The sequence below is a fragment of the Curtobacterium sp. MCPF17_003 genome (assembly GCF_003224385.1).
In the GTDB taxonomy this organism is placed as follows: Bacteria; Actinomycetota; Actinomycetes; order Actinomycetales; family Microbacteriaceae; genus Curtobacterium; species Curtobacterium flaccumfaciens.
In genome coordinates, this window is sequence record NZ_QKLC01000001.1 from 397055 (window position 1) to 420502 (window position 23448).

22 protein-coding genes are annotated in these 23448 nt (G+C 70.1%); 18 read left to right on the forward strand and 4 right to left on the reverse strand.

What is annotated here, in order from left to right; genetic code table 11:
* The first annotated feature begins 72 nt into the window (after positions 1-72).
* Positions 73-237 carry a hypothetical protein gene (locus DEJ30_RS18020; RefSeq protein WP_155896763.1) on the forward strand — a complete coding sequence of 55 codons (165 nt, stop codon included), beginning with the start codon at positions 73-75 and terminating at the stop codon, positions 235-237.
* Positions 238-341: 104 nt separating this feature from the next.
* On the opposite strand, the gene DEJ30_RS01885 is transcribed toward DEJ30_RS18020, so the two are convergent.
* Positions 342-515, reverse strand: coding sequence for an antitoxin (locus DEJ30_RS01885; RefSeq protein ID WP_110858788.1), 174 nt, complete (start codon positions 513-515; stop codon positions 342-344).
* 208 nt (positions 516-723) lie between these two features.
* On the opposite strand from DEJ30_RS01885, the gene DEJ30_RS01890 reads away from it, so the two are divergent.
* Complete coding sequence (locus DEJ30_RS01890) at positions 724-2058, forward strand: adenylosuccinate synthase (protein WP_110858789.1); 1335 nt, start codon at positions 724-726, stop codon at positions 2056-2058.
* A gap of 2 nt (positions 2059-2060) precedes the next feature.
* Positions 2061-2618, forward strand: coding sequence for a low molecular weight phosphatase family protein (locus DEJ30_RS01895; protein ID WP_258369783.1), 558 nt, complete (start codon positions 2061-2063; stop codon positions 2616-2618).
* 59 nt (positions 2619-2677) lie between these two features.
* On the opposite strand, the gene DEJ30_RS01900 is transcribed toward DEJ30_RS01895, so the two are convergent.
* Positions 2678-5263 (reverse strand): LamG-like jellyroll fold domain-containing protein, encoded by a 2586-nt coding sequence (locus DEJ30_RS01900; RefSeq protein ID WP_220032913.1) that lies wholly within the window; start codon positions 5261-5263, stop codon positions 2678-2680.
* A 191-nt stretch (positions 5264-5454) separates the two neighbouring features.
* Here DEJ30_RS01900 and DEJ30_RS01905 point away from each other — a divergent pair, with 191 nt between their 5' ends.
* The 4 genes from DEJ30_RS01905 to DEJ30_RS01920 all read left to right on the forward strand — a co-directional run bounded on the left by DEJ30_RS01905 (position 5455) and on the right by DEJ30_RS01920 (position 9198).
* Complete coding sequence (locus DEJ30_RS01905; RefSeq protein WP_110858791.1) at positions 5455-6429, forward strand: CPBP family intramembrane glutamic endopeptidase; 975 nt, start codon at positions 5455-5457, stop codon at positions 6427-6429.
* On the forward strand, positions 6416-7819 hold the full coding sequence (locus DEJ30_RS01910; protein WP_110858792.1) for a sensor histidine kinase: 1404 nt from the start codon (positions 6416-6418) through the stop codon (positions 7817-7819). Before DEJ30_RS01905 ends, DEJ30_RS01910 begins: the two co-directional genes overlap by 14 nt.
* Positions 7816-8487, forward strand: coding sequence for a response regulator transcription factor (locus DEJ30_RS01915; protein ID WP_110858793.1), 672 nt, complete (start codon positions 7816-7818; stop codon positions 8485-8487). The genes DEJ30_RS01910 and DEJ30_RS01915 overlap by 4 nt, the downstream gene beginning before the upstream one ends.
* A 72-nt stretch (positions 8488-8559) precedes the next feature.
* On the forward strand, positions 8560-9198 hold the full coding sequence (locus DEJ30_RS01920; RefSeq protein WP_110858794.1) for a TetR/AcrR family transcriptional regulator: 639 nt from the start codon (positions 8560-8562) through the stop codon (positions 9196-9198).
* Between the two features lie 232 nt (positions 9199-9430).
* Here the strand turns inward: DEJ30_RS01920 and DEJ30_RS01925 are convergent, their stop codons facing one another.
* Positions 9431-10714 (reverse strand): PP2C family protein-serine/threonine phosphatase, encoded by a 1284-nt coding sequence (locus DEJ30_RS01925; protein ID WP_110858795.1) that lies wholly within the window; start codon positions 10712-10714, stop codon positions 9431-9433.
* Positions 10715-10794: 80 nt separating this feature from the next.
* The gene (locus DEJ30_RS01930) at positions 10795-11517 is read right to left on the reverse strand and encodes a type II CAAX prenyl endopeptidase Rce1 family protein (RefSeq protein WP_110858796.1); all 723 of its coding nucleotides are present in this window, start codon (positions 11515-11517) and stop codon (positions 10795-10797) included.
* 152 nt (positions 11518-11669) lie between these two features.
* Here DEJ30_RS01930 and DEJ30_RS01935 point away from each other — a divergent pair, with 152 nt between their 5' ends.
* From DEJ30_RS01935 to DEJ30_RS01985, 11 genes are read left to right on the forward strand one after another with little or no spacing between them, the layout of a single operon-like run.
* Positions 11670-13112, forward strand: a complete 1443-nt coding sequence (locus DEJ30_RS01935; protein ID WP_110858797.1) for a polysaccharide biosynthesis tyrosine autokinase — start codon at positions 11670-11672, stop codon at positions 13110-13112.
* Between the two features lie 14 nt (positions 13113-13126).
* Positions 13127-14074 carry a hypothetical protein gene (locus tag DEJ30_RS01940; protein WP_146238469.1) on the forward strand — a complete coding sequence of 316 codons (948 nt, stop codon included), beginning with the start codon at positions 13127-13129 and terminating at the stop codon, positions 14072-14074.
* Positions 14058-15554, forward strand: a complete 1497-nt coding sequence (locus DEJ30_RS01945; protein WP_110858799.1) for a sugar transferase — start codon at positions 14058-14060, stop codon at positions 15552-15554. The genes DEJ30_RS01940 and DEJ30_RS01945 overlap by 17 nt, the downstream gene beginning before the upstream one ends.
* Positions 15555-16352, forward strand: coding sequence for a WecB/TagA/CpsF family glycosyltransferase (locus DEJ30_RS01950; protein WP_110858800.1), 798 nt, complete (start codon positions 15555-15557; stop codon positions 16350-16352).
* A complete protein-coding gene (locus DEJ30_RS01955; protein ID WP_110858801.1) occupies positions 16345-17439 on the forward strand; it encodes a glycosyltransferase family 4 protein in 1095 nt (364 codons plus the stop codon). Before DEJ30_RS01950 ends, DEJ30_RS01955 begins: the two co-directional genes overlap by 8 nt.
* Positions 17440-17464: 25 nt before the next feature.
* Positions 17465-18544: a glycosyltransferase gene (locus DEJ30_RS01960; protein WP_181419953.1), complete on the forward strand. Its 1080-nt coding sequence runs from the start codon at positions 17465-17467 to the stop codon at positions 18542-18544.
* A complete protein-coding gene (locus DEJ30_RS01965) occupies positions 18537-19403 on the forward strand; it encodes a glycosyltransferase family 2 protein (RefSeq protein ID WP_110858803.1) in 867 nt (288 codons plus the stop codon). The genes DEJ30_RS01960 and DEJ30_RS01965 overlap by 8 nt, the downstream gene beginning before the upstream one ends.
* The gene (locus DEJ30_RS01970) at positions 19400-20701 is read left to right on the forward strand and encodes an O-antigen ligase (protein ID WP_110858804.1); all 1302 of its coding nucleotides are present in this window, start codon (positions 19400-19402) and stop codon (positions 20699-20701) included. The genes DEJ30_RS01965 and DEJ30_RS01970 overlap by 4 nt, the downstream gene beginning before the upstream one ends.
* On the forward strand, positions 20698-21762 hold the full coding sequence (locus DEJ30_RS01975; RefSeq protein ID WP_110858805.1) for a glycosyltransferase: 1065 nt from the start codon (positions 20698-20700) through the stop codon (positions 21760-21762). The genes DEJ30_RS01970 and DEJ30_RS01975 overlap by 4 nt, the downstream gene beginning before the upstream one ends.
* A gap of 59 nt (positions 21763-21821) precedes the next feature.
* Complete coding sequence (locus DEJ30_RS18590) at positions 21822-22328, forward strand: acyltransferase (RefSeq protein WP_309146754.1); 507 nt, start codon at positions 21822-21824, stop codon at positions 22326-22328.
* Positions 22321-23409 carry a hypothetical protein gene (locus DEJ30_RS01985; protein WP_146238470.1) on the forward strand — a complete coding sequence of 363 codons (1089 nt, stop codon included), beginning with the start codon at positions 22321-22323 and terminating at the stop codon, positions 23407-23409. The genes DEJ30_RS18590 and DEJ30_RS01985 overlap by 8 nt, the downstream gene beginning before the upstream one ends.
* The last annotated feature ends 39 nt before the right edge of the window (positions 23410-23448 follow it).

The following is a 23448-nucleotide window of genomic DNA, read 5'->3' on the forward strand; positions in this document are numbered from 1 at the left end:
GTCTCGACTCGTCGGTGCGTGTACGGGACAGGTAGTTAGACAAACTAGTTACGTGGTGCCAGTGTTGCTCCCATGCAGAACACGCTGAACCAGCTCCGGTCCAACCCGGTCGAGTGGCGCCGTCGTGGACTCACTCCGCCGGACGTCATCCAGGCCATGATCGAGCAGCGCCTGGCCGAGCCCGGGCACTCCCAGCCCGTCGGTGACCCGTCGTACCAGGACTTCTTCCGGAGCTGATCCGGGGTCGGCCGGGCGATCCGGGACGCACCGACACACAGACGGGAGGCGCGGTGCCAGCTGGCACCGCGCCTCCCGTCTGTCTGCCGGTGACGTCTCGGACGTCACTTGCCGATCTTGCCGTCGGCCGCGTCCTCGGCCTTGCCGATCTGGTCGCCGTGCCCGCCGCCGGTCGCCTTGTCGGCCGCGTCACCCGCCTTGTCGAGGCCGGTGTCCGTGGCCTTCTCGCCCTTGTCGCTGTCGGCGAAGTCCTTCGCCTTGTCTCCGATGCCGCTCATGTCGTGCTCCTTCCCTGGTGGATCTGGACGGGTCCGACCGTGCTCCGACCGATCCGGACGGACACCCAGGTGCGCTGGATGTGGACAAGCAGCGTGCCGTCCACAGGGCGTCACAGCGGGTGACGCGCAGGTGACCAGCCGATAGACTCGGGTGGACCACCGGCCCGGACGGCCGTGTGCGGTCCTCCGCCAACGTGAGGAGAACCAGATGCCCGCAGCAGTCATCATCGGCGCCCAGTGGGGCGACGAGGGCAAGGGGAAGGCCACCGACCTCCTCGGCTCCCGCATCGACTACGTCGTGAAGTTCAACGGCGGCAACAACGCCGGCCACACCGTCGTCGTCGGCGGCGAGAAGTACGCCCTGCACCTGCTGCCCTCCGGCATCCTGACGCCCGGTGTGACCCCCATCATCGGGAACGGCGTCGTCGTCGACCTCGAGGTGTTGTTCCAGGAGCTCGACGCCCTGCGCGCCCGCGGCGTCGACGTCTCGAAGCTGCTCGTGTCGGCCAACGCCCACGTCATCACGCACTACCACCGCACCGTCGACAAGGTGACCGAGCGGTTCCTGGGCAAGCGCCAGATCGGCACCACCGGTCGCGGCATCGGCCCGACCTACGCCGACAAGATCAACCGCGTCGGCATCCGGATCCAGGACATCTTCGACGAGAACATCCTGCGCCAGAAGGTCGAGGCCGCGCTCGACCAGAAGAACCACCTGCTGGTCAAGGTCTTCAACCGCCGCGCGATCGACCCGGAAGAAGTCGTCGAGTCGCTGCTCTCGTTCGCCGAGCGTTTGCGCCCGATGGTCGCCGACACCGCCCTCGAGATCCACCGTGCCCTGGAGCGTGGCGAGACCGTCCTGTTCGAAGCCGGCCAGGCCACGATGCTCGACGTCGACCACGGCACCTACCCGTTCGTCACCTCGTCGTCCGCGACCGCCGGCGGCGCTGCGACCGGTTCGGGCATCGGCCCGGGCAAGCTCGAGCGGATCATCGGCATCGTCAAGGCGTACACGACCCGCGTCGGTGCCGGTCCGTTCCCGACCGAGCTGTTCGACGAGTCGGGCGAGTTCCTGCGGGCCAACGGCTTCGAGTTCGGCACCACCACCGGCCGCCCGCGCCGCTGTGGCTGGTACGACGCCCCGATCGCCCGCTACACGGCACGCATCAACGGTGTGACCGACTTCGTGCTCACCAAGCTCGACGTCCTGACCGGGCTCGAGACGATCCCGGTGTGCGTCGCGTACGAGGTCGACGGCGTCCGCGTCGACGAGGTCCCGGTCAACCAGTCCGACTTCCACCACGCGAAGCCGGTGTACCAGGAGTTCCCCGGCTGGACCGAGGACATCACCGGAGCCCGCACCTTCGACGACCTGCCGAAGAACGCGCAGGACTACGTCCTGGCGATCGAGGCGATGTCCGGCGCACGGATCTCCGCGATCGGTGTCGGTCCCGGCCGTGACGCCATCGTCGTTCGGCACGACCTGCTCGGTGCTGACGAACGTGCCGACGAGCGCGCCGGCGAACGCACCGACGCAGCGTGACGATGCGGATCCTGTTCGTCTGCAGCGGCAACATCTGCCGGTCCCCGCTCGGCGCGCAGGTCCTGACGGCACGGCTCGGCCCGGACGCCCCGGCGTTCGTGGTCGAGTCGGCCGGCACCATCGCCGACGACGGCGCCCCGATGGACGCCGCCGCGGCCGAGCAGTCCGTGCGACTCGGCGGCGAGCCGACGGCCCACCGGTCGCGGTACCTGACGGCCGACATCGTCGAGCGTGCCGACCTGGTGCTGACCGCCGAGCGATCGCACCGCGCAGCCGCCGTCTCCCTGGCGCCCCGGGCGTCCAAGCGGACGTTCACGATCAAGCAGTTCGCGCGGGTGCTCGCCGGCCTCGAGCCCGGTGACCTGGCCGACGTGACGAGCCCGCAGCAGCTCGTGGAGCGCGTCGCCCGCCTGCGCGGCACCGTCCCGCCGCCCGCCGACCCGGCCGACGACGACGTCGACGACCCCTACCGTCGCTCGACGGCGACCCACCAGCGCGTCGCCGACGAGCTCGACGTGGCCCTGACCGGCATCGCGGACGCGTTGCGCGCGGTGGTCTGACCCCCTGACGGACGCCAGGCCAAGTGCCAGCTGGCACCGGGCCTGGCGTCGTTGTCGTGCTACCGACCGGTGCCGGCGTCCGTTGCGGGGCCGGTCACGCGGGGCAGACCGCCCAGGCGGCGCCGCAGCAGCACCGCTGCGCCGGTCACGAGCAGCAGCAGCGCCGTGACCCCGAGGAGCCCGAGCCCGTGTGCGCCGGTGAAGGCGAGTTCGCCGTCGGCGACCGGGCGGTCACCGGCTCCGGGGACGTCGCCGACCGGGACGGCGGGAGCGTCCGCAGCGCCGTCGCCCGTGCCGCTGTCGCCCGCGCCGGGCGTCTCGTCGCCGGGGGTGCCCGGTGCGGGTGCGTCCGGATCCTCCGGTTCGGCCTCGGCTGGCACCGCGACCGCGAACGCGACCGCCGTCCCGCTCCGGGTGCCGATCGACTGGACCGCCTCGGCCGAGCTGGTCTCGACCGCGCGCACGGCGGCGGCGCGACGGGAGTCGTCGCCGGCCAGCTCGACCGTCCAACCACCGTCGGACCGGACCTCGGTGGTGCCGGTCACCGCGCCGGAGAGCGTGACGGTGGCACCGGGGTGCCCGTCACCGGTGATCGCGGTCGGTACGGCCTGGGTGCCGGGCTCGTCGACGGTGAGCGCGTCGAGGTCGGCGCGGGCGGTCAGCCAGGATTCGGCTCCGATCGGGTGGTCGACCACGCGGGTCTCACCGATGCAGCCGTTCCAGCCGTTCGTGGCGGCGTCGTCGACCCAGTCGCTGCCGAACAGCCACGGCATGCCGTCCTGCACGGTCTGCCCACCGGTGTCGGTGGCGTTGCGGAGAACCGGGGCGCCGTCGATGTACATCGTGGTGGTGTGGGCGTCGGCGTCGTTCACGAGGGCGACGTGCAGCCAGCGGCCGGGGATGATCTCGCCGGACCACGCGGTGCGGTCACCCTTCGCGGCGTCCGCGGTGATCTCGGTCCACTGGAACTCCTTGAGGTTCGAGATGCCGAGCGCGGCCGGGGACGCGGTCCAGTCCCAGCGGGTCTGCGGGACGCCGATCTGGGAGCGGTTGCCACTCCGGACGATCGCCTTCGACCACGCGTTCGCGCCGTCGGTCCAGGACGGGTCGACCTCGAGGAACGTCTCGATCGTGTAGCCGTCCGGGAACGTCGCACGGTCGACCGTCGTGTCGCCGGGCGAGGTCAGTGCGCTGAAGCGCTTCGCGGCCTTGTCGGCGTTCGCGAAGCAGAGCCCGGCGCCGTCGGAGGAGAGCGGGTGCGCTTCGTCGACGATCGTGACGTCGGTGTCCTGCGCGGTCGGGGAGCCGGACTCGGCGTGGGTCATGCGGGTGAGGTCGGCGTCACCGACGACGTCGTCCACGGTCGCACCGGGCGCGAGGGTGCCGGGCTCCTGCGCACCGGGACGCCACCAGGCCAGCGTGCCGTCGACCTCGGTGTGGTCGGCACGGCCGCCGGGCAGCTCGGTCGTCACCGGCGGAGCGCCCTCGAACCCGTCGAGCAGCATCTGGCGGGCCCGGTCGATGAGCGGCGGCTCGTCGGCGGATCCGGCGCGGAAGTCCGGTGCGAACCCGGCGAAGCGTGCACGGAAGTCCACCGGCACGGTGTACCGCTGGTTGGCGGCGTCGAGCAGCGGCTGGTCGTAGGACGTCAGGGTCGAGGACGGCTTCCAGGTCACCCACGGCGACGCGGTCTGCATCGCGAGGGTGCCGTTCGTCAGGTCGAACTCCATCAGGCCGAGGTAGCCGTTGCCGCCCTCGTAGTCCATCTGGTGATCGATCAGGACCTGCGTCACCGCGTGCCCCGCCGTGTTCGTGCGGCTCTTCCAGGTGGAGCCGTGGAAGTGCCCGTTGAGGGTCAGGAAGACCTGGTCGTTCGGGGCGATGACGTTCTTCCACAGACGCTCGCCGTAGGCCGTGTCGACCGCGGTGAGGCCGTCGGTGGCGATGTTGATGACCTCGTGCGAGGTCAGGATCGTCGGCAGGGTCGGGTGGGCCGCGATCACCTGGTTCGCCCACGCGAGGGTCTCGTCCGAGGCACGCCACGGCAACGCGAGCGAGAGGAACCGCTGTCCCTCGGCCTCGAACACGTGGAACTGGCTCAGCCCGGTGTGGTCGGTGCCGGACTCGACGGTCGGCTGACCGGTGGCTCGGGACGCCGGGAAGGTCTGCAGGTACGGCTCGGCGGCGAGGTCGTACGAGGTGTCGAACACGGTGTCGGCGGAGTTCCGGACGTCGTGGTTGCCCGTCGTGATGCTGTACGGCAGCCCGGCGTCGTCGAGCACCGACATCGCCCGGTCGGCCGCCTGCCACTCGCCGGCCTGGCCGACCTGGTCGACGACGTCGCCGACGTGCGTGGTGAACGGGATGCGCAGCTCGTCGGCGTGCTCGGCGAGCCACTCCGTCTGCACGTGGAACGGGTCGTCGCCGTAGCGGGGGAGGAACTGCGACGCCGAGTAGCGCGAGTAGAACTGCGTGTCCGGCAGCACCGCGAGGGTGAAGCGGGACGCGAGGTCCTCGGCGGGGACGGGAGCCGCCGCGGCCGGAGCCGGCGCGGCGGTCAGGACGGGGACGCCGACGGCGGCGGCGAGGGCGAGGGCGGTGGCGGCCAGGGCGGGGGATCGATGGCGAGAGCGGTGTGCGGTCACGCGACGATGCTGGTGGCGACGTCTGTCGCGGTGGTTTCCTGAGTGTGACCACAGCGTGAGCGGCAGGCGACCACCACCCCTGCAACGACGGACGGACGGCCCGAACGGCGCTTGCATCCTTCGATGGAACTCGCGCAGGTGCATCCCGAAGCCGGTCGTCCCCGAGCGCGCAGGTTCCTAGCGTCGTGTGCATGACGAACACCACCGAAGTCCGGCCCACCGCCGGCACCGCAGCCCGCGAGCGAGGGGGTGTCCGCGGCCTCATCGCCCGGCACCCGCTCGTGTCCTTCTTCACCATGGCACTCGGCCTGAGCTGGCTCGCGTGGGTGCCGTACATCCTGTCGCCGCACGGCATGGGCGTGTGGGACATCCACTTCCCCGAGGTCCTGGGCAGCGCGCAGTTCACGGGCGTCCTGCCCGGGGCACTCCTCGGCCCGTTGGGCAGCGCGTTCATCGTCACCGCGGTCGCCGACGGTCGCGCGGGGCTCCGCCGCTGGGTCGGACGGCTGTTCCGCTGGCGGGTCGCCTGGTACTGGTACGCGCTGGCGCTCGTCGTCGTGCCGGCCCTGATCGTCGTGTCCGCGCTGCCGTTCGCCGGTGGTGACGTGCGGGCCCCCTCGGCCCTCGCCTTCGCCATGCTCGTCCCCGGCCTGGTCATCCAGCTGTTCTCGACCGGCCTGAGCGAGGAGCCCGGCTGGCGCGACTTCGCCCTGCCCCGCCTGCAGCACCGCTTCGGGGGCCTCGGCGCGGCCGCGATCCTCGGCCCGATCTGGGCGCTCTGGCACATGCCGCTGTACTTCAGCGACTGGGGCGGCTGGCCGAACGCGCACTGGAGCGAGCCCGTCGTGTTCGCCCTGTTCACCATCACCTTCAACGTCGTGATGATCCAGGTCTTCAACAAGACCCGCGAGAGCCTGCCCCTGGCCCTGCTGCTGCACGTCGGCGTGAACAACACGATCTCGACGCTCTTCCCCGAGATGTACCCGAGCATGACCGCCGGCACGCTGATGATCGGCCTGACCATCATGTCGACGATCGCCGCCGTGGTGCTCCTCGTCGCGACCCGTGGCCGCCTGGGCTACGACCCCGCCCGACGCGCCCTGCCCCTCGACGCACCGGTCCCCACCCGCGCCCGCCTCGTAGGATCCAACGATGGCACCCGCTGAGCACGACGCGCTGCGCGCACCGGCCGAGCCGGCAGCGCAGCCCGAGCCGACAGCGCAGCGCGCGCAACCGGCCCAGCCCGCGCAACCGGCCCAGCCCGCGCAGCGCGCCCGCCGTGCCGACGCCTTCGTCGCCCTCGGCACGGCCGTCGTCGCCCTCGGCCTGCTGCTCGGCCTGCCGCCCCTGGACGCCCTCGAGCCCGACGGTGCCGCCCTGGCGCTGCGGGCGCCCGCACCGTTCACCCTGGCGTGGAGCGTCCTGGCCCTCGCCCTGCTGGTCCAGTCGGCCGCCCTGCTCGCCGCCCGTCGGGCACCGCGCACCGTGCTGATCGTGATCGCCGCCCTGCCGGTGGTGGTCGCGACGCTCGCTCCGCAGTCGTCCGACCTGTTCGGCCTCACCGCGCTGCCCGTGGTCGTCGCCGTCGTCCTCGCCGCGCTCCGTGTCCCGCTGGACCGCCTGTGGCCGACGCTCCTGGTCGCCGGTGCGCTCGTCGCCGTCGGCAGCGCGGTGCTGTTCGCCATCGCCGGTGGTGCGTTCCGCGGTGATTTCTCGACGGGCCTGGCGGGGTCGCTGGGACAGGGCGCGCTGCAGGCGATCGGTGCGGTCGGCCTGCCCCTGCTGGTCACCCTGCTCGTGCAGTCCCGCCGCGAGGTCCGCGTCGCCCGCACCGCCGAGGCCAGTGCCGTGAACCGCGAGCAGGACGCCCTGGTCGACGCCGCGGTGTCCCGCGAACGTGCCGCGATGGCCCGTGAGCTGCACGACATCGCCGCCCACCACCTGTCCGGCATCGCGCTGATGGCCGCCGTCATCGACCGGCAGATCGACGCGGACCCGGAGCGTGCCCACGAGGGTGCCCGCCAGGTCCGCGAGCAGAGCACCGCCGTGCTCGAGGACCTCCGCCGCCTGGTCGGCCTGCTCCGCGACGACACCCCGGCGGAGCGCGCCGTCGAGACGGTCGCCGGCATCGTCGACCTGGCCGAACGTGCCCGGTTCCGCAGCGACGTCCGCCTCGACGTGCTGCCGGGTGACCGCCCGCTGGCCGACGGCGTCGGCCCGCTCGCGCAGCTCGCGGCCTACCGCACCGTCCAGGAGGCGCTGGCGAACGCCGCCCTGCACGCCCCGTCCGCCCCGTGCACCGTCACCATCGACGACCGTGACGCGACCCGGGTGGTGATCCGGGTGGACAACGCACCCGCCACCGTCCCGGCAGCGGGGACCTCTCCCTCGGGCGGCAACGGTCTGCGGGGGATGCGCGAGCGGGCGGACCTGGTCGGGGCGCGCCTCCAGACCGGCCCGACCGCGACCGGTGGATGGCTGGTGGAGCTGGCGCTCGGCCGGGAGGCACCTACCGCACCCGCGCAGGCCGCCGACGGCACCGGGGTGGTCGCGTGATCCGCGTGCTGGTCGCGGACGACCAGCCCCTGGTCCGCGCCGGGGTGTCCGCGCTCCTCGGCGCGGAGCCGGACATCGAGGTGGTCGGCGTGGCCGCCGACGGCGGCGAGGCGCTCGCGCTGGCGCGCGAGACGCGACCCGACGTCGCCTGCCTGGACATCCGGATGCCGGTGATGAACGGCATCGAACTCGCCCGGATCTTCTGCGCACCGGACGCCGATCCGGCGATCCCCGCGCTCATGCTGACGACGTTCGACCTGGACGACTACGTGTTCGGGGCGCTCGAGGCCGGTGCCTCCGGCTTCCTGCTGAAGGACGCCGAGCCGGACACGATCATCGACGCCGTACGGCAGGTCGCCGCCGGCAACGGCACGCTCGACCAGGCCCTGACCCGGCGGGTGCTGCGGGAGTTCGTGTCACGGCGGAGCCTGCAGCCGGTCTCCGGCGACCGGGCCGACGGCGTGCTGACCGCCCGCGAGCGCGAGGTGCTCCTGCTGCTGGCGCAGGGGATGTCGAACGAGGAGATCGCCGCTGCGCTCGTGCTCGAGGTGTCGACCGTCAAGTCGCACCTGGCGCGGATGCTGCCGAAGCTCGGGGTGCGGTCGCGGCTGCAGGCCGTGGTGTGGGCGTACCAGAACCGGATCGTGACGGTGCCGGACCAGCCGTAGGGCCTGTCCGGGGAACGCGCGTTCCCGTTCGGGGGACTGTGCACGGTCACGGGACTTTGCTGGAGTGTATGCATGCACATCGAAGCGCCGCCGGTGACCACCTCCGACGACCCCTCCCTGCGGGGCGAGGTCATCCACGGGATGATCACGGCGTTGCGTTCCCGTCCGCTGCACGAGGTGACCCCCGAGGTCGTCGCGGCTGCGGCCGGTGTGGACACCGACGTCGTCGACCGCACGTTCCCGAGCTGGGACGGTCTGCTGCTCGCCACCATCGACCGGTGGAACGAGGAGCGCACCGTGCCGCTCATGCCCCTGGCCGAACAGCACGGCACCATCCGGTTCCTGCGTGCGATCGTCACCGCGAACGTGGCCGACCCGTCGCTCATGCGGTTCCTGACGGCGACGCTGAACATCGCGGCGTCGCCCGAGCACCCGCTCGCGCCGATGCTGCACGCCCGGTGGCGACGGTTCCACGCCTTCGTGCAGCACGCCCTGGAGCGTGACGTCCTGCTCGGCCGTGAGCCGGGCACGATGGAGCCGGCCCGCGGATCGGAGCAGCTGCTCGCGACCTACGAGGGGCTGCAGCTGCAGTCCATGGTGCGGCCGGAGATGGACCTGCTCGAGGCCTTCGACCGCGCCGTGACGCGCCTGCGCGAGGGCTGGTCCCGCGCGTACGTGCCGCCCCTCTGGGACCTCGACCGGGTCGGTTGACCCTCCGGTGGCCCGTCGGGCCGCCCCCACAGACCGAGGACGCTAGGGCGTCCGAGGGCAGACGCTCACCGTCTGCACGCGCCGCCGCACGATTCGGGTTCGAGCGGCGGCGCGTACCAATCTCGGCAGGCGGCGCTCGTTCCGCGCCGTCGGCCGCGGGCGCTCGTTCCGTGCCGTCGGTGGGCGTGCGCTCGTTCCGCGCAGTCAGTCGGCGGTGGCTCGTTCCGCGCCGTCAGTCGGCGCGCATCGCGAGCGGTCGCTCCGTGTCGACCTCGACCGGCTGCCGGCGGATCGCGATCACCGTCACGTCGTCGTCGTGCGGGACCTCGTCGGCGCGGGCCGACAGCGCGAGCACGACCGCGTGCGGGTCGCGGCCGGCGCGGGCGATCTCGGCGACGGACTCGATCGTCTGGTCCAGGTCGTCGTACAGGTCGAGCACGCCGTCACTGAACGAGACGAGCAGGTCACCGGGTTCGAGGGTGCCCTCGGTCGTCGCCCACTCCTCGCGGATACCGAGCCCCAGCGGCATGTCCCCGGACCGGAGCCGGTCGACGTGCCCGTCGGCGCGCAGCACGAAGCTCAGCCCGTGCCCGGCGTCGGACCACCGGAGGGTGCCGTCGTCGGAGATCCGCGCGTGGAACAACGTGGTGAAGGCGAGGTCCGGTCCGACGCCCTCGGCGGTCAGGCCGTCGGAGGCCCGCTTCAGCGCCTCGGCCGGATCGTCGACCGTCCGGGCGCTCCGGAGTGTCGACCGGACCGCCGCGGCGATCAGGCCGGCACCGACGCCCTTGCCCATCACGTCGCCGAGGCTCACCGCCACTCCGCTGTTGGTCGGGTACCAGTCGAAGAAGTCACCGCCGACGCTCCGGGCCGGCAGGCAGGCACCGGCGACGACGACGTCGTCGGTGATGCGGCCGGTCGTCGTCGGGAGCAGTGACCGCTGGACCGCTGCTGCCCGGTCGATCTCGGCGCGGACCTTGCCCTCGCGGGCCTCGGCCGACCGCAGGTTCAGGCGCGAACGACGGGAGAGTTCGTGCACGACGACGGCGACCGTGCCGAACACGATCACGACGGCACCGACGCGGACGAGTTCGCTCGGGCCGGGCGGGTCGGTCGGGGTCAGCACGTACGGGGCGAGCATCACGACCAGCAGACCGAGCACCGCGAACACCACGGTCCGACGCCCCTCGAGCGACGCCCACCAGATCACCGGCAGCACCACGAGCGCCGTGAACACCGAGGCACCCGCACCCGTCCCGGTGCGCAGCAGCGCGATCGTCAGGAAGTCGACGGTCAGCAGGATCGGCACCACCCAGGCCGCGCGGCGCACGAGCGTGGGGATCGCGCTCAGCAGGGTCGCGACGACCATGCCGACGACGCTCGCGACGAACAGGTCGTGCTCGGTGATCACCAGCGACGGCATCACGACGCTGAGGAACGCCGACAGCGCCAACAGGCCGCTGATCGGAGCCTGACGGACGAGAGGGTTGTCGACGATGCTGGTTGGGCGAATCATGCTCAGTGCAGGCTAGTGGAACGGGGTCGTCGCTGCCCGGTGACGGTCCCGCCCTCGTCTGGGAAAGCAGCCCCGGACGCTCAGCGCGGCCAGGTGGCGACGACCGCGACGGCGTTGAACAGCACGTGCGCCAGGATCGCGCCGCCGATGCGGTCGGTCATCGCGACGAGCGTGCCGGTGAGCAGGCCGAGCAGGAACGTCGTCACGAACACCTGGAACCCGCCGAGCGACGTGCCACCCGCACCGAGCAGCAGGTGGAGCAGCGCGAACAGGAACGCCGTGACCAGCACCGCGAGGAACCGGGTGCGTGGCGTGAGCTCGGCGGCGAGCCGGCGCTGGAACAGCCCGCGGAACACCACTTCTTCGAGCACGGGGCTGACGACGACGATGCCGATCGCCGACACGAGCAGCAGCCCGACGTCGGGCGTGCCGAGCGTCGGTGCCGGGACCAGCCCGGTCGACCCCGTGAACGCGATCGACAGGAAAACATCCACCGCGCGGCACACGATCACGATGCCGATCGCGAAGACCACGATCCCGAGGTCGAGCCGCAGGCGGGACACCATCGCCGAACGCGGGGTCCGACGGAGCACCACGGCGGCCGCGACGACGAGCGGCAGCCACACGGCGGCGTCCGCGGCGAGCACCTGCAGGACCGGCGAGGGGATGCCCCCAGTCCGGGTGACCTGTCCGACGATCCGGGTCAGGATCACGGCGACGCCGAGTGCGACGAGGATGACGATGAGGTCCCGCTGTCGCCGCACGCTGGGCTCGGTGGTGGTCTTGGCCGACTCGGAGCGCATGGGGCCACCGTAGAGGACACCGCGCGCCGGATGGCGACTTCCCCCGAGCAGTGCTCGTTCCTGTGGCACTATTTGTATGCCGTGCGCTGGGAGTACCCCGGCGTGCCTGTGTCGGGACCACGGGGACGGTTGGGATCGGGGAAGGCAAAGGCGTGGAACTCCGCGACTACATCACGGTGCTCCGCAAGGGATGGGTGCTGATCGTCGTACTCGCCCTGGTGGGAGTGGCCGCAGCCGCAGGGTTCTCCCTGCTGAAGAAGCCGGTCTACTCGGCATCGGCGCAGGTCTTCGTCTCCACGGAGACGTCCGGCAGTGCGAGCGACCTGGCCCAGGGCAACACCTTCACCCAGCAGCGGGTGCTGACGTACTCGAACCTGGTGTCGACGCCGATCGTGCTGCTGCCGGTCATCTCGTCGCTCGGGCTCGACATGAACGCGGACCAGCTCGCGACGATGGTGTCGGCGACGGCGCCGACGAGCACCACCCTCATCTCCATCTCGGTGGAGGGCACCGACCCGGTGCAGGCTGCCGACATCGCGAACGCGACCTCGCAGAGCCTGACCAACGTCGTGCAGGACATCGAGGCCACCGACGCGAGTGGCAAGAGCACGGTCAAGCTCACCCGCGTGAAGCAGGCCGACGTGCCGAGCGTCCCGGTCAGCCCGAACGTGCCCGTCAACGTCGCGCTCGGGCTGCTCGTCGGGCTCGCCCTGGGCATCGGGATCGCCGTGCTGCGCGAGACCCTCGACAACCGGGTCCGTACCGAACTCGACGTCGAGAAGATCAGCGACAAGCCCGTCGTCGGCGGGATCGCCTACGACGCCAAGGCCGCCGAGCGCCCGCTCATCGTGCAGGTCGACCCGCGCAGTCCCCGAGCCGAGTCGTTCCGCACGCTCCGCACCAACCTGCAGTTCCTCGACATCGGCAGCGGTGCTCGCACCTTCGTCATGACGTCGTCGATGCAGTCCGAGGGCAAGAGCACCACCGTCGCGAACCTGGCGATCGCCCTGGACAGTGCCGGGTTCCGCGTGATCCTGATCGACGCCGACCTGCGCCGCCCCCGCGTCGCCGAGTACATGGACGTCGAGGGCAACGCCGGCCTGACGGACGTGCTCATCGGCCGCGCTGACCTGGAGGACGTCGCTCACCCCTGGGGTCGTGGCAAGCTCGTCGTCCTGCCCGCCGGCCCGATCCCGCCGAACCCGTCAGAGCTGCTCGGGTCGCGCGCCATGCAGGACCTGATCGAACGGCTCGAGCAGCAGTTCGACTACGTCCTCTTCGACGCTCCGCCGCTGCTGCCCGTCACCGACGCGGCGATCCTGGCGAAGAAGGCCTCCGGCGCGATCGTCGCGGTCGCCTCGGGGCAGACGCTGAAGGGCCAGCTCGCCGCTGCCGTCGCGACCCTCGAGAACGTCGGCGCTCCGGTCTCCGGCTTCGTCATCACCAAGATGCCGCTCAAGGGCCCCGGCGCCTACGGCTACGGCCGGTACGGCTACGGGTACGGCTACGGCCAGGACGAGGACGCCGCCGCGACGGTCAACCCGCCCAAGCGGGTCGGCAAGAAGCTGAGCGTGCTCCGCCGCGCCGGACGCTGAACGGGGACACTCACATGAAGACTCGCCGGGGGACCCGAAGCCTCGGCCGGGCACTGCCTCGGACCACGCTCATCCTGGTGGCCGTCGTGGTGGCGGCGCTGGTCGTCATCGACGTGGTGCTCGTCGCGCTCGCCCTCGGTCGCACGGCGCCCGAGGAGAACGGACCCGCGGGTCCCATCCCCACCTTCACGGGGACGCCCGACCGGCGCGAGACACCGCGGCCGAGTGCGTCTGCCGACGCGGACGCCGCGTCAACCGAGCAGCAGGGTCGCCGTCTGTTGGCAGCGGTCGACGGCCAGGAGGCGTGGCGTGCGTCCGGTGGGTCGTGCGGCGGCCCGCGGCCGGTTCTGGAACACTCCGTGGACGGCGGGGCGACGTGGGTTCCGGTGGGACTCGGGACGGATGTGCGATCGCTCATGGCGATCCGGGCCTCCGGTGCGGAGCTCTCGATCCTGGCGGGTGTCGGCGACGACTGCACCACGACGGCGCGGACCAGCACCGACGCCGGCGTGACGTGGGAAGCCGGGGCGCCCGGCGCCGCCGGCGCCGGCATCAGTGCCGACGGCGTGGTGCTCTCGAAGGGGACCGTCCAGGCGCCGTGCACCGACCCGATCGAGGCGTTCCAGGGGCAGCAGACCGCGGTCGTCATCTGCGACGGCCAACTCGAGTGGCGCACCGGTGAGGGAGCCTGGGTCGACGTGCCGATGGGCGGCGTGCGCTCGATCGCCGTCGACGGCAGCGACTACACACTGGCCCGCGTGGGGGTCGCGTCGTGCGACGGCGTGCAGCTCGTGACGATGCCCGCCGCCGGGGTGACGCCGAGCACCCCCGTCACGCCGGTCGGTTGCGCCGACGGCGCGGACACCGACGACACCGTCACCATCGACCGTGCGGGCCAGGACGTGTGGCTGTGGGACGGCACGACCGTCCGGGTCTCGTCGGACGGTGGGGCGACGTGGTGACCGGGTCATCCTCGTGACGGCGGACGCGCTCCGCGCACCGCGCGCCATCGGAGCCACCGACGAGTGGAGCCGCACGTACTCGCGCCGCGTGCTCTTCACCGACCTGCTGGCCTTGATCTGGGTCGTCTTCGGCGTGCAGATCGCCTGGCTCGGACTCGAGTCGAACCTGGCGACCAACACCGCCGACCTGCGACTGAGCTACTCCGCGATCTCCATCGTGGTGATCGTCGTGTGGATGAGCGCACTCGCCCTGTACGACACCCGCGGTGCCCGGGTGATCGGCGTCGGCAGCACCGAGTACCGCCTGGTCGCGGACTCCAGCGTCCGCGTGTTCGGCCTGCTCGCCATCGCGGCGTTCCTGCTGCACGTCGACCTGGCCCGCGGCTACGTGCTCATCGCGTTCCCGATCGGGATCCTCGTCCTCCTGCTGTCCCGGTGGATGTGGCGCCAGTGGCTCGTGGCCCAGCGTCAGCGGGGCGCCTACTCCGCGACGGTGCTGCTCGTCGGGTCACCGGCGAGCGTGCTGCACATCGGCCGCGAACTCGCGCGTTCCCCCGAAGCCGGCTACCGCGTGGTCGGCGCCGTGGTGTCGACGAACCACCGCGGTCTGCTGGCCGGGTCGACCATCCAGAGCCACGGCGGCTTGGACGACGTCGGGTCCGCGCTGCGCGAGACCGGTGCCGACACCGTCGTGATCACGAGTTCCGACGACCTGCCGCCGGAGCGCGTCCGGCAACTCAGCTGGTCGCTCGAGCCGGGCCGACAGCACCTGGTGGTCGCACCGAGCCTGACCGACATCGGTGGCCCCCGCATCCACACCCGGCCGGTGCAGGGCCTGCCGCTCATCCACGTCGAGACACCGACGTACTCGGGGCGCAAGCTCTACACGAAGCGCGCCTTCGACCTGATCGGTGCAGGGCTGCTCGTCGTCGTCCTGTCTCCGCTGCTCCTCGTGCTGGCCGTGCTGGTGAAGACCACCTCGACCGGTCCGGTCTTCTTCCGGCAGGAGCGCGTCGGGCTGAACGGCAGCACCTTCCGGATGATCAAGTTCCGCTCGATGGTCGTCGACGCCGAGGAACGCCTGCAGGAGCTCAGCGCACTCGACCGGGCCGAGGGCAACGACGTCCTGTTCAAGATGCGGAACGACCCCCGGGTCACCCGGGTCGGCGGGTTCATGCGCCGCTACAGCCTCGACGAAGTGCCGCAGCTGTTCAACGTCCTGGCCGGCAGCATGTCGCTCGTCGGACCCCGGCCGCCGCTCTCGCGCGAGGTCGCCCGCTACGACACCCACGTCCACCGTCGGTTCCTGGTGAAGCCGGGCATGACCGGGCTCTGGCAGGTGAGCGGTCGATCCGACCTGTCGTGGGAGGATTCCGTGCGGCTGGATCTCTACTACGTGGAGAACTGGTCGATCGTGGCAGACCTCCTCATCCTCTGGAAGACGTTCAAGGCGATTGCAACGAGCCAAGGTGCGTATTAGATGACCGGTAACAACAATCTCGATGGGGCGGAGCCGGGCATCCGCGAATCCGTGATCACCCTCCCAACGGTCCGTGCGGCAGGCGTGCCGCTGGTCGCAGTGCCGGGCTCGGAAGTCCTTGAGCAGCTGCGGTCCGTCGCCGAGCGGCTCGATGGAGGGGGGATCCCCGTCCACTTCGTCAACGCGTACACGGTGTCGCTGACGACCGAACCCCGCTACTTGCGCCTGTTCCAGTCAGGCGGGGTGAATATCGCCGATGGGACGCCCCTGGCGTGGATCGCGCGTCTGATGAGCGGCCAGGTCGCACATTTGAGGGGTCCGGACGCGTTCCGCGAGATCCTCTCATCCAAGCCGGCGTATCGTCTCCGGCACTTCCTGCTCGGCGGGAACGAGGAGTCACTGGCACGCCTCGAGGCGGCCATCGCTCGGAACCACCCCGACGCGGTCGTGGTGGGAGCATTCAGTCCCCCCTTCACCGAGTTCGGAGACAGCGATCGAAACCACATCGATTCATTGATCCGGGAGTGCGCCGCGAACGTGGTGTGGGTCGGCATCGGAACCCCGAAGCAGGACTACGAAGTAGTCAGACTCGCTGCGCTGCACCCCGCGGTCGTGCTGGCTGTCGGTGCTGCCTTCAATTTCGTGTCCGGAGACGTCGTCGAAGCACCTTCATTGTGGCGCCGAACGGGTCTCGAGTGGATGTACCGTCTCCTCCGCGAGCCGCGGCGCCTGTGGCGCCGCTACCTCCTGGGCAACTTGACGTTCCTCGTGCTTGCCGTCAGGAGACGACGTGGCTGAGTTGAACGGCGACGTCATCGTGATCAGTCAGCTGCCTCCACCCGTTCACGGGTCGACGGTCATGACGAGGACCTTCATGGAAGTCCTCGTCGGTTCTGGTCGGCGACCTGTCCTCGTGGACCGGCGCTTCAGCAGGTCAGTCGACGAGATCGGCGTTAGGAGCCTCAAGAAGGCACTCAGCGGCATCTCGCTCTTGTTCCGACTCGGAAAGGCGCTCCGCAACCACAGGCAAGCGGCGGTGGTCTTTTTCACCACGAACCGGCCGCCGTCATTCTGGGTCGATGTGGTGATGAGCGTGGAATTGCGTGTGATGCGTCGTCCCTACGTAGCGTACGTCCACACGTCGGGCTACCGAGAGCTAGCGGACCGAGGGCCGATCCATCGTTGCGGGGTCAATCTCCTGCTCGGCGGTGCTGCTTCCCTGGTCGTCCTCGGAGAGTCGATGCTCGCCGACGTGCAGCAGTTCAATGACTCCCGCCGGATCATCCCGAACGCGGTCGGCGGACCGGAGCGGCGCGCCACACGGCTCGGCGGCTCGTCGACGATCGCCTTCGTGTCGAACCTGATCCCGGGCAAGGGCGCCGAGGACTTCATGCTCATCGTGAACCGGTGCCTCGGCGACGCCCCGGACGCGCGAGCGATCGTCATCGGGCGAGCGTCTTCCGGCGAGTACGCGGAGGGTCTGCTATCGATCCTCGATCCGGACGTGCGAGGCCGGGTGGACTTCGTCGGCGCGCTGTTCGACGAGGCTCGTGACGATCTGCTCGCGACCGCGGAGGTGCTCGTGTTCCCGAGCACCTACCGCTACGAGGCACAGCCGTTGACCGTCCTGGAGTCGATGCGGTTGGGCGTTCCGGTCGTCGCCTACGACGTCGGGGGCCTCCGCGACGTGATCGACGACGGCGTGAACGGGTTCCTTGTTAGGAGCGGTGACTGGGAGACGGCATCTGAGCGTTGCCGGACGATCGTGTCATCACGAGACGACCGCGACCGCCTCGCAGCAGGAGCCCTCGCAACATCCCGCGATCGATTCGGACTCGCCCAGTACAGCGCGGCGTGGGCCGAACTCCTCGAGCGAGGTGCGTGACGTGACAGGACGAACGTTCGCGATCGTGCAGGAGTACGTCCCCGCGTACCGAGCGCCACTTTTCGACCGGCTGGCCGAGGCGCTGTCGCACACGGGCGACGAACTCATCGTCTTCGCCGGGGACCCAGCTGGCGCGCTCGCGCAGCGTCGAGACGGCGTGCAGGAGCGGCCGTGGCTGCGGAGGATCCGACAGCGAGAGCTTCGGCTGTTCGGGAAACGACTGACCGTCCGCGTCCTGCCGCTTGACGTGTGGCGAGCCGATCTGATCGTTGTGGAGCAAGCCCGGCGGAACCTCGACCTCCCGCTGCTGTTGCTCTGGAACCGGACCGCGCGGAAGACGGCGTTATGGGGTCACGGAGCTGACGTCGTGAAGGTTCCGTCCCGCTTCGAGCGGTTGTACAGCCGCCTGATCACGCGAAAGGCTACGTGGTTCTTCGCCTACACGCCGGCAGGCGCCGAGTGGGCAGCCGGCATTGGCCGGGACCCGCAGCGCACCACCGTCCTGTACAACAGCACCGACGTCCGGCTGCTCCGAGAGGAGCTCGCGGCCGTCGAATCGACGAAGTCGGAGCGCCAGGTGGCCTTCATCGGCGGCCTCGACGGCAGCAAGAATATCGCCGAGCTGATCGCGATCGGAGAGGCCGCTCACCGCGCGGATCCTGATTTCCGCCTGGTGATCGGCGGGGACGGAGAGCTTCGCCCGACGGTCGAGTCCGCGGCAGCCCGATTCGCGTGGCTCGACTACCGCGGCGCGGTGTCCGGAGCCGCGAAGGCGGCGCTGCTGCGCGATAGCGACTTGCTCCTGCTCCCCGGTCGCGTGGGACTGGTCGCGCTCGACAGCCTCGTCGCAGGTCGACCCATCGTCACACTCGCCTCGTCGCTCCACGGGCCGGAGTTCGGGTACCTCGAGCCCGGCCGGACCTGCGTCGTGGCCGATGGGGTGGAGGACGCTGCGTGGTCGCTCGTGCGACTCCTCCACGAACGGCAGGAGCTCCTGACGATGCAGGAACGCTGTCGCCGAGCGTCCGAGGAGTATTCCGTCGAGAACATGGCACATCATTTCCAGGACGGTCTGAACGCAGCGATCAAGGACGACAATGACTAAGTTGCACGTGATCGTGGCGAGCCACAACCGCGCCCGCACCACAGAGTCCGCATTGCAATCGCTCCGCGAGGCAATCTCCGAGGCTGGCGTCGAGTACGACGTGACGTTGTTCGATGACGGCTCGTCGGACGACACGATCGCGCGGGCCACCGCCGTCGTGGAGGAGTTGACGGTCTTGCGAGGGGACGGTTCGGCGTTCTGGGCCCGGTCGATGGCCACGGCGGAAGCCGCCGTGCTGGGCCGAGACGAGGTCCGGGATGACGACTGGTTGCTCTGGTTCAACGACGACGTCTTGCTCGAGCGCTCCGGGCTCCGCTCACTGATCGAAGCGGCACGGCAGCGGCAGGCGGGGATCCTCGTCGGAAGCACCGTGGACCCCGCCTCGGGAGCACTGACGTACGGCGGCCTTCGACGCGAGGGGCCCCACCCGTTGGCGTTCGCACTCGTCCAGCCCCCGAACGGTGCTACTGAAGCCGAGCGGGCCGATGCCTTCAACGGCAACATCGTGCTCATGCCCGTCCACATCGCCCGCGCGGTTGGCCCGATCGACGGAGGCTTCAGCCACGCGTACGCGGATGTCGACTACGGGATGCGGGCAACCTCGAAGGGCGTGCCCATCTGGGTCCTCGGAGGTACAGCGGGTTACTGCAGCCGGAACCCTGCCGTGTCGCACCACTCCCTCGTGGCCGCCTGGCGTTCGTACACCGGACAGAAGGGCGCGGGCAATCCTCGCTCGCTGCGGCGTTACCTTCGTCGACACAACGCGCGGTCCTGGTGGTTCTTCTACACCGCGTCCTACGCGCTCTGGTGGGGTCGCACCCTTCGTCGGGCAGCGAGACGTGGAGGGGTACGCCGATGACCACTCTGCTGTTCCTCGTCGTCGCGGTCATTTTCCTGGTCTTGGCGATCGGGCTCGTGCGGATGCAGCCGCGCGTTGTGTACTGGATCGTGTCTCTCTATGCCGTGACGGCGTGGGAGTACCCGAACTTCGGGACGATCGGCACCTTCGGCGGCACGACCATCACGCTCGGCGACGGGCTCGCGGTGAGCCTGATCGCCGCGGGGCTCCTCGACGCTCGGGCTGTGGTCCGACGTTTCCGCCCCGTCGCAGTGGTGGCGGGCGCAGTGCTCGTCGCGGTGCTCGCGCTCTCGCTCGTGCAGGGCATTGCGACCTTCGGACTCGGCGTGGCCGTCAACGAAGCCCGTGGGTTCCTGTACGTGCTCGGTATCCTGTTCTGGGCGGTGACCCGTCCATGGCCAGAAACCGAGATCGTCTACGCGGAAAAGTTCTTCGTCATCGTGCAGGGCATCGGCTTGTGCGTCGTCGGCGTCTACCACGTCGCGCGGTACGGGCTCGGTGGGACCGCGGACTTCGTGCTCGTCAGCGGAGAGCTCAGTCAAACCGGACGCCCGTTGGTGTCGGGGCAGGCGCTGCTCCTCACGATCTGTGCGGTCCTTGCTCTCCGGCTATGGCAGCGCGACGCCCGCGCGCGCTGGGTCTGGCTGTTCGGTCTCTTCATGGTGTTCGTGATCGTCAGCCAGCAACGAACGGTCTGGCTCACCGCCCTCGCGGTCGCCCTCGTGCTGCTCATGCGTGGACCGCGTGCACTTCGCCATACGCTCGCGCTGCTCTTCGGAACGCTGCTCATCGGGGGGATCCTGGTGTCGGCAGTGCAATCGTCGTCGAGCGGCATCGTCGCCGAGTTCGCCGGATCGGCATCGAACACGGGGACGTACTCGGCCCGTCTCACGAGCTGGATCGGCCTCATCGTGCAATCGGTGGGTGAAGGTGCGATGACCGTCCTCTTCGGAGCACCCTTCGGCCACGGGTATGGCAGGTTCGAGGGCGTCGGCCGCTGGGTGGTCTTCGCTCCGCACAACTGGTACGTCACGGTGTACCTGCGAGAAGGACTCGTCGGTCTCGGCGCGATGCTGATCATCTTCCTGCCGCGCTTTTTCGCCGGGTTGCGGGCCAACCGAGACGTCTTCCTGACCGCCGTGCTCGTGTGCTTCCTGGTCTACGGGTGGACGTACTCGTGGCAGTGGTGGACGTGTCTGCCGCTGGCACTGGTGTTCCTGGACCGCGACTTCCCAGAGGCGATCTCGACGGAGACACCCGTGGTCGGCCGCTCCCGTCGACTCCCGGTGCACGGATGACGCCCGGGACGCGAGTCCTGCACGTCCTCGGTGAACTCCGGCCGAGCGGCATGGAACGGATGCTCGTTTCCGGGGCCAGCGGCTTCGACTCGGCAGGCGTCGAGGGCCATGTCTTCGGCGTCGGCCGCAACCATCCCTTCGAGCGTGCGATCAGAGATGCCGGCTACTCCGTGCACACCACCGACAGCGCGTTGCACACCCCGGAAGGGCGGCAGGTCCTGCACCGTCTCCTTGCCGAGGTCGACCCCCACGTCGTGCACATCCACACCGAAGGCCGCTACCTGCAGACCGTGCTCGCGGTCCGCAGGTCGAACAGGCGCCTGCCCGTCGTGCGGACCATCCACAACGTGTTCGACGCGCGCGGCCGATGGTTCCTCCGGCGCGCCGCGCAAGCGCTCATCGCCGATCGTCTGGTCGATGCGCTGATCGCGCCGAGCCCGGACGTGGCGGCGAACGAAGCGCGTTTCGGGCGACGAGTCCGAGTGATCTACAACTGGGTGGAAGACCGTTTCTTCGAGCTCGCCGCACAGCGTGCGCAGGCGACGGTGCCGTCCACGGCTCCGATCGTGATCGTCGGGAACTGCTCGAAGATCAAGAGCCACGAAGTCGTCCTCGAGGCCGCGCTCCTTGGCAACCTCAGCGTCGTGCACGTGGGTTCCGAGGACGACGTGGCACCGGCGGAACGGGAACTCCTCGAGCGACTCGACCAGGCGGGCCTCCTGGCCGGTCGCGGGGTCGGCGATCCGGCAGCGGCACTCCTCGCCGGACGTGTCTTCGCGATGCCGAGCCGTCACGAGGGCATGCCGGTCGCGCTCGCCGAAGCGTTGGTCGTCGGCCTCCCCGCCGTCGTGTCCGACGTCCCAGGACTCCGGTGGGCTGCCGGGCAGGGAAGCGTCGTGGCGCTCGGGAGCCGGGAACCGGCAGAGTGGACCGAACGGCTCCGCGAGCCAGTCGGAGCGGGAAGCGCTCCGACGATCGACTTCCGCGCAGCCAGGGGCACATCCGAGTACGCCGAGGTCTACCGAGCCGTCACCACTCGACGAAGAAGGGCTGCGCAGTGATCCGACGGGCACTTGCATCGATCAGACGGCGACGTTGGTTCAGTTCCCTCCCAACCACCGTGTCCTGTGGAGAGGACCTGCGCTTCGGCGCACGGGTCCGACTCTGGGCTCCGAGGTCCCTGACGATCGGCTCGGACGTCCACCTCGGCTCAGACGTGCGCATCGAGGTCGACGGCAGCATCGGGGACGGTGTCCTGATCGCAAACCGAGCGGCGATCGTCGGCCGACGCGATCACGACATGTCAGTCGTGGGTGTGCCGATCACTGCGACGCCCTGGGTCGGAGACACCCCCGCCCTGAGCGCCGCCACCACGATCGGCAGTGACGTCTGGATCGGATTCGGCGCAATCGTGCTGTCCGGTGTGTCCATCGGCGACAGCTCCATCATCGCGGCTGGTTCGGTCGTGACTCGGGACGTGCCGCCGAACACCGTCGTCGCGGGGAACCCGGCGCGAGCGCTCGGACCGCGGTTCGGCGAAGGAGAACTGACCGTGCACTGGGACGCGCTGCGCCGCCGGGGCGTCCGGCTCGCCGAGGACCCGGCGATGGGTGGGGCCGATGGCTGACCTCTCCCCACGGATCTTCTACGTGCCGAACGAGTTCGGGGGCTTCCGCCAACTCGGCTTCCGTGACCCGTTGGAATCGCTGGTACGAGCCGGCCAGGTCGCCGAGCTCGCGACCTTCAGCGTTCTCGACGCGATCCGGAACGGCGGCGCCGCCGAGGCCCATCGGAAGGAGCTCGTCCGACGGGTGACGGACTTCCAGCCGGACATCCTGCTCATGCAGCACCTCGGCCACACCGGCCTACGGCGACAGCACTTCGCATCGCTGCGTCAGGCCTGCCCGCGGGACTTCATCTACCACGAGGCGGACCCCTACTCGAGGTACCTCCATCCGATCCCTCCCGAGGCGCGGGCAGCAGCACGGGTTGCGGACGTCGTCTTCACGGTCGGCAGCGGCGTGTTCAGCGACAACTTCCGGCGAGCGGGGAGCACGAACGTCCGCTGGATCCCGTCGGCCTACGAACCGACCAGGACCTCGAACTTCGACCGTCCGGTTCGCCAGGACCGTCCCTACGACGTCGTCATCGTCGCCAACCGGAACCGACCTCGGTTCAGGGGACTGCCGGACTGGCGCGAGCGGATCCGGTTCGTAGAACTGATGCAGCAGCACTTCGGAGAACGACTGGCTGTGTACGGAAGAGGCTGGGACGGCCCGACGGCCAAGGGGCCCGTGCCGTTCGAAGCACAGGACGAGGCGATCACCTCGGGCTGGGTCAGCGCGAACTGGGATCACTTCGCGTCCGAAGCGTCGTACTTCTCCAACCGATTGCCGATATCGCTCGCCGCCGGATCCATCCACGCGACGACCGACCACCCCGGTTACGACCAGCTCTTTCCCGCGCACACCGGCCGATTCCTGGTGCGCGGTCGGACCCCCGAAGCGCTCATCGGTTCCATCGAGCGCGTGTTGGCCGACACGACGACAAATGACCGGCTCGAGGCGATCACAGCTGGGCGTGAGTTCGCAGCGAAGCACTTCCGACAGGACGACCTCATGGTCCAGATGTTGAATTGGCGCACCCGGTGGATCGATCCCGCTGATGCTCGCTCCGTGTGGGCCGGGCAACGGGGAGGTCGGGAGTGAAGATCGGGCCGATCAGGACGCTTCCACTTCGCGCTTCCC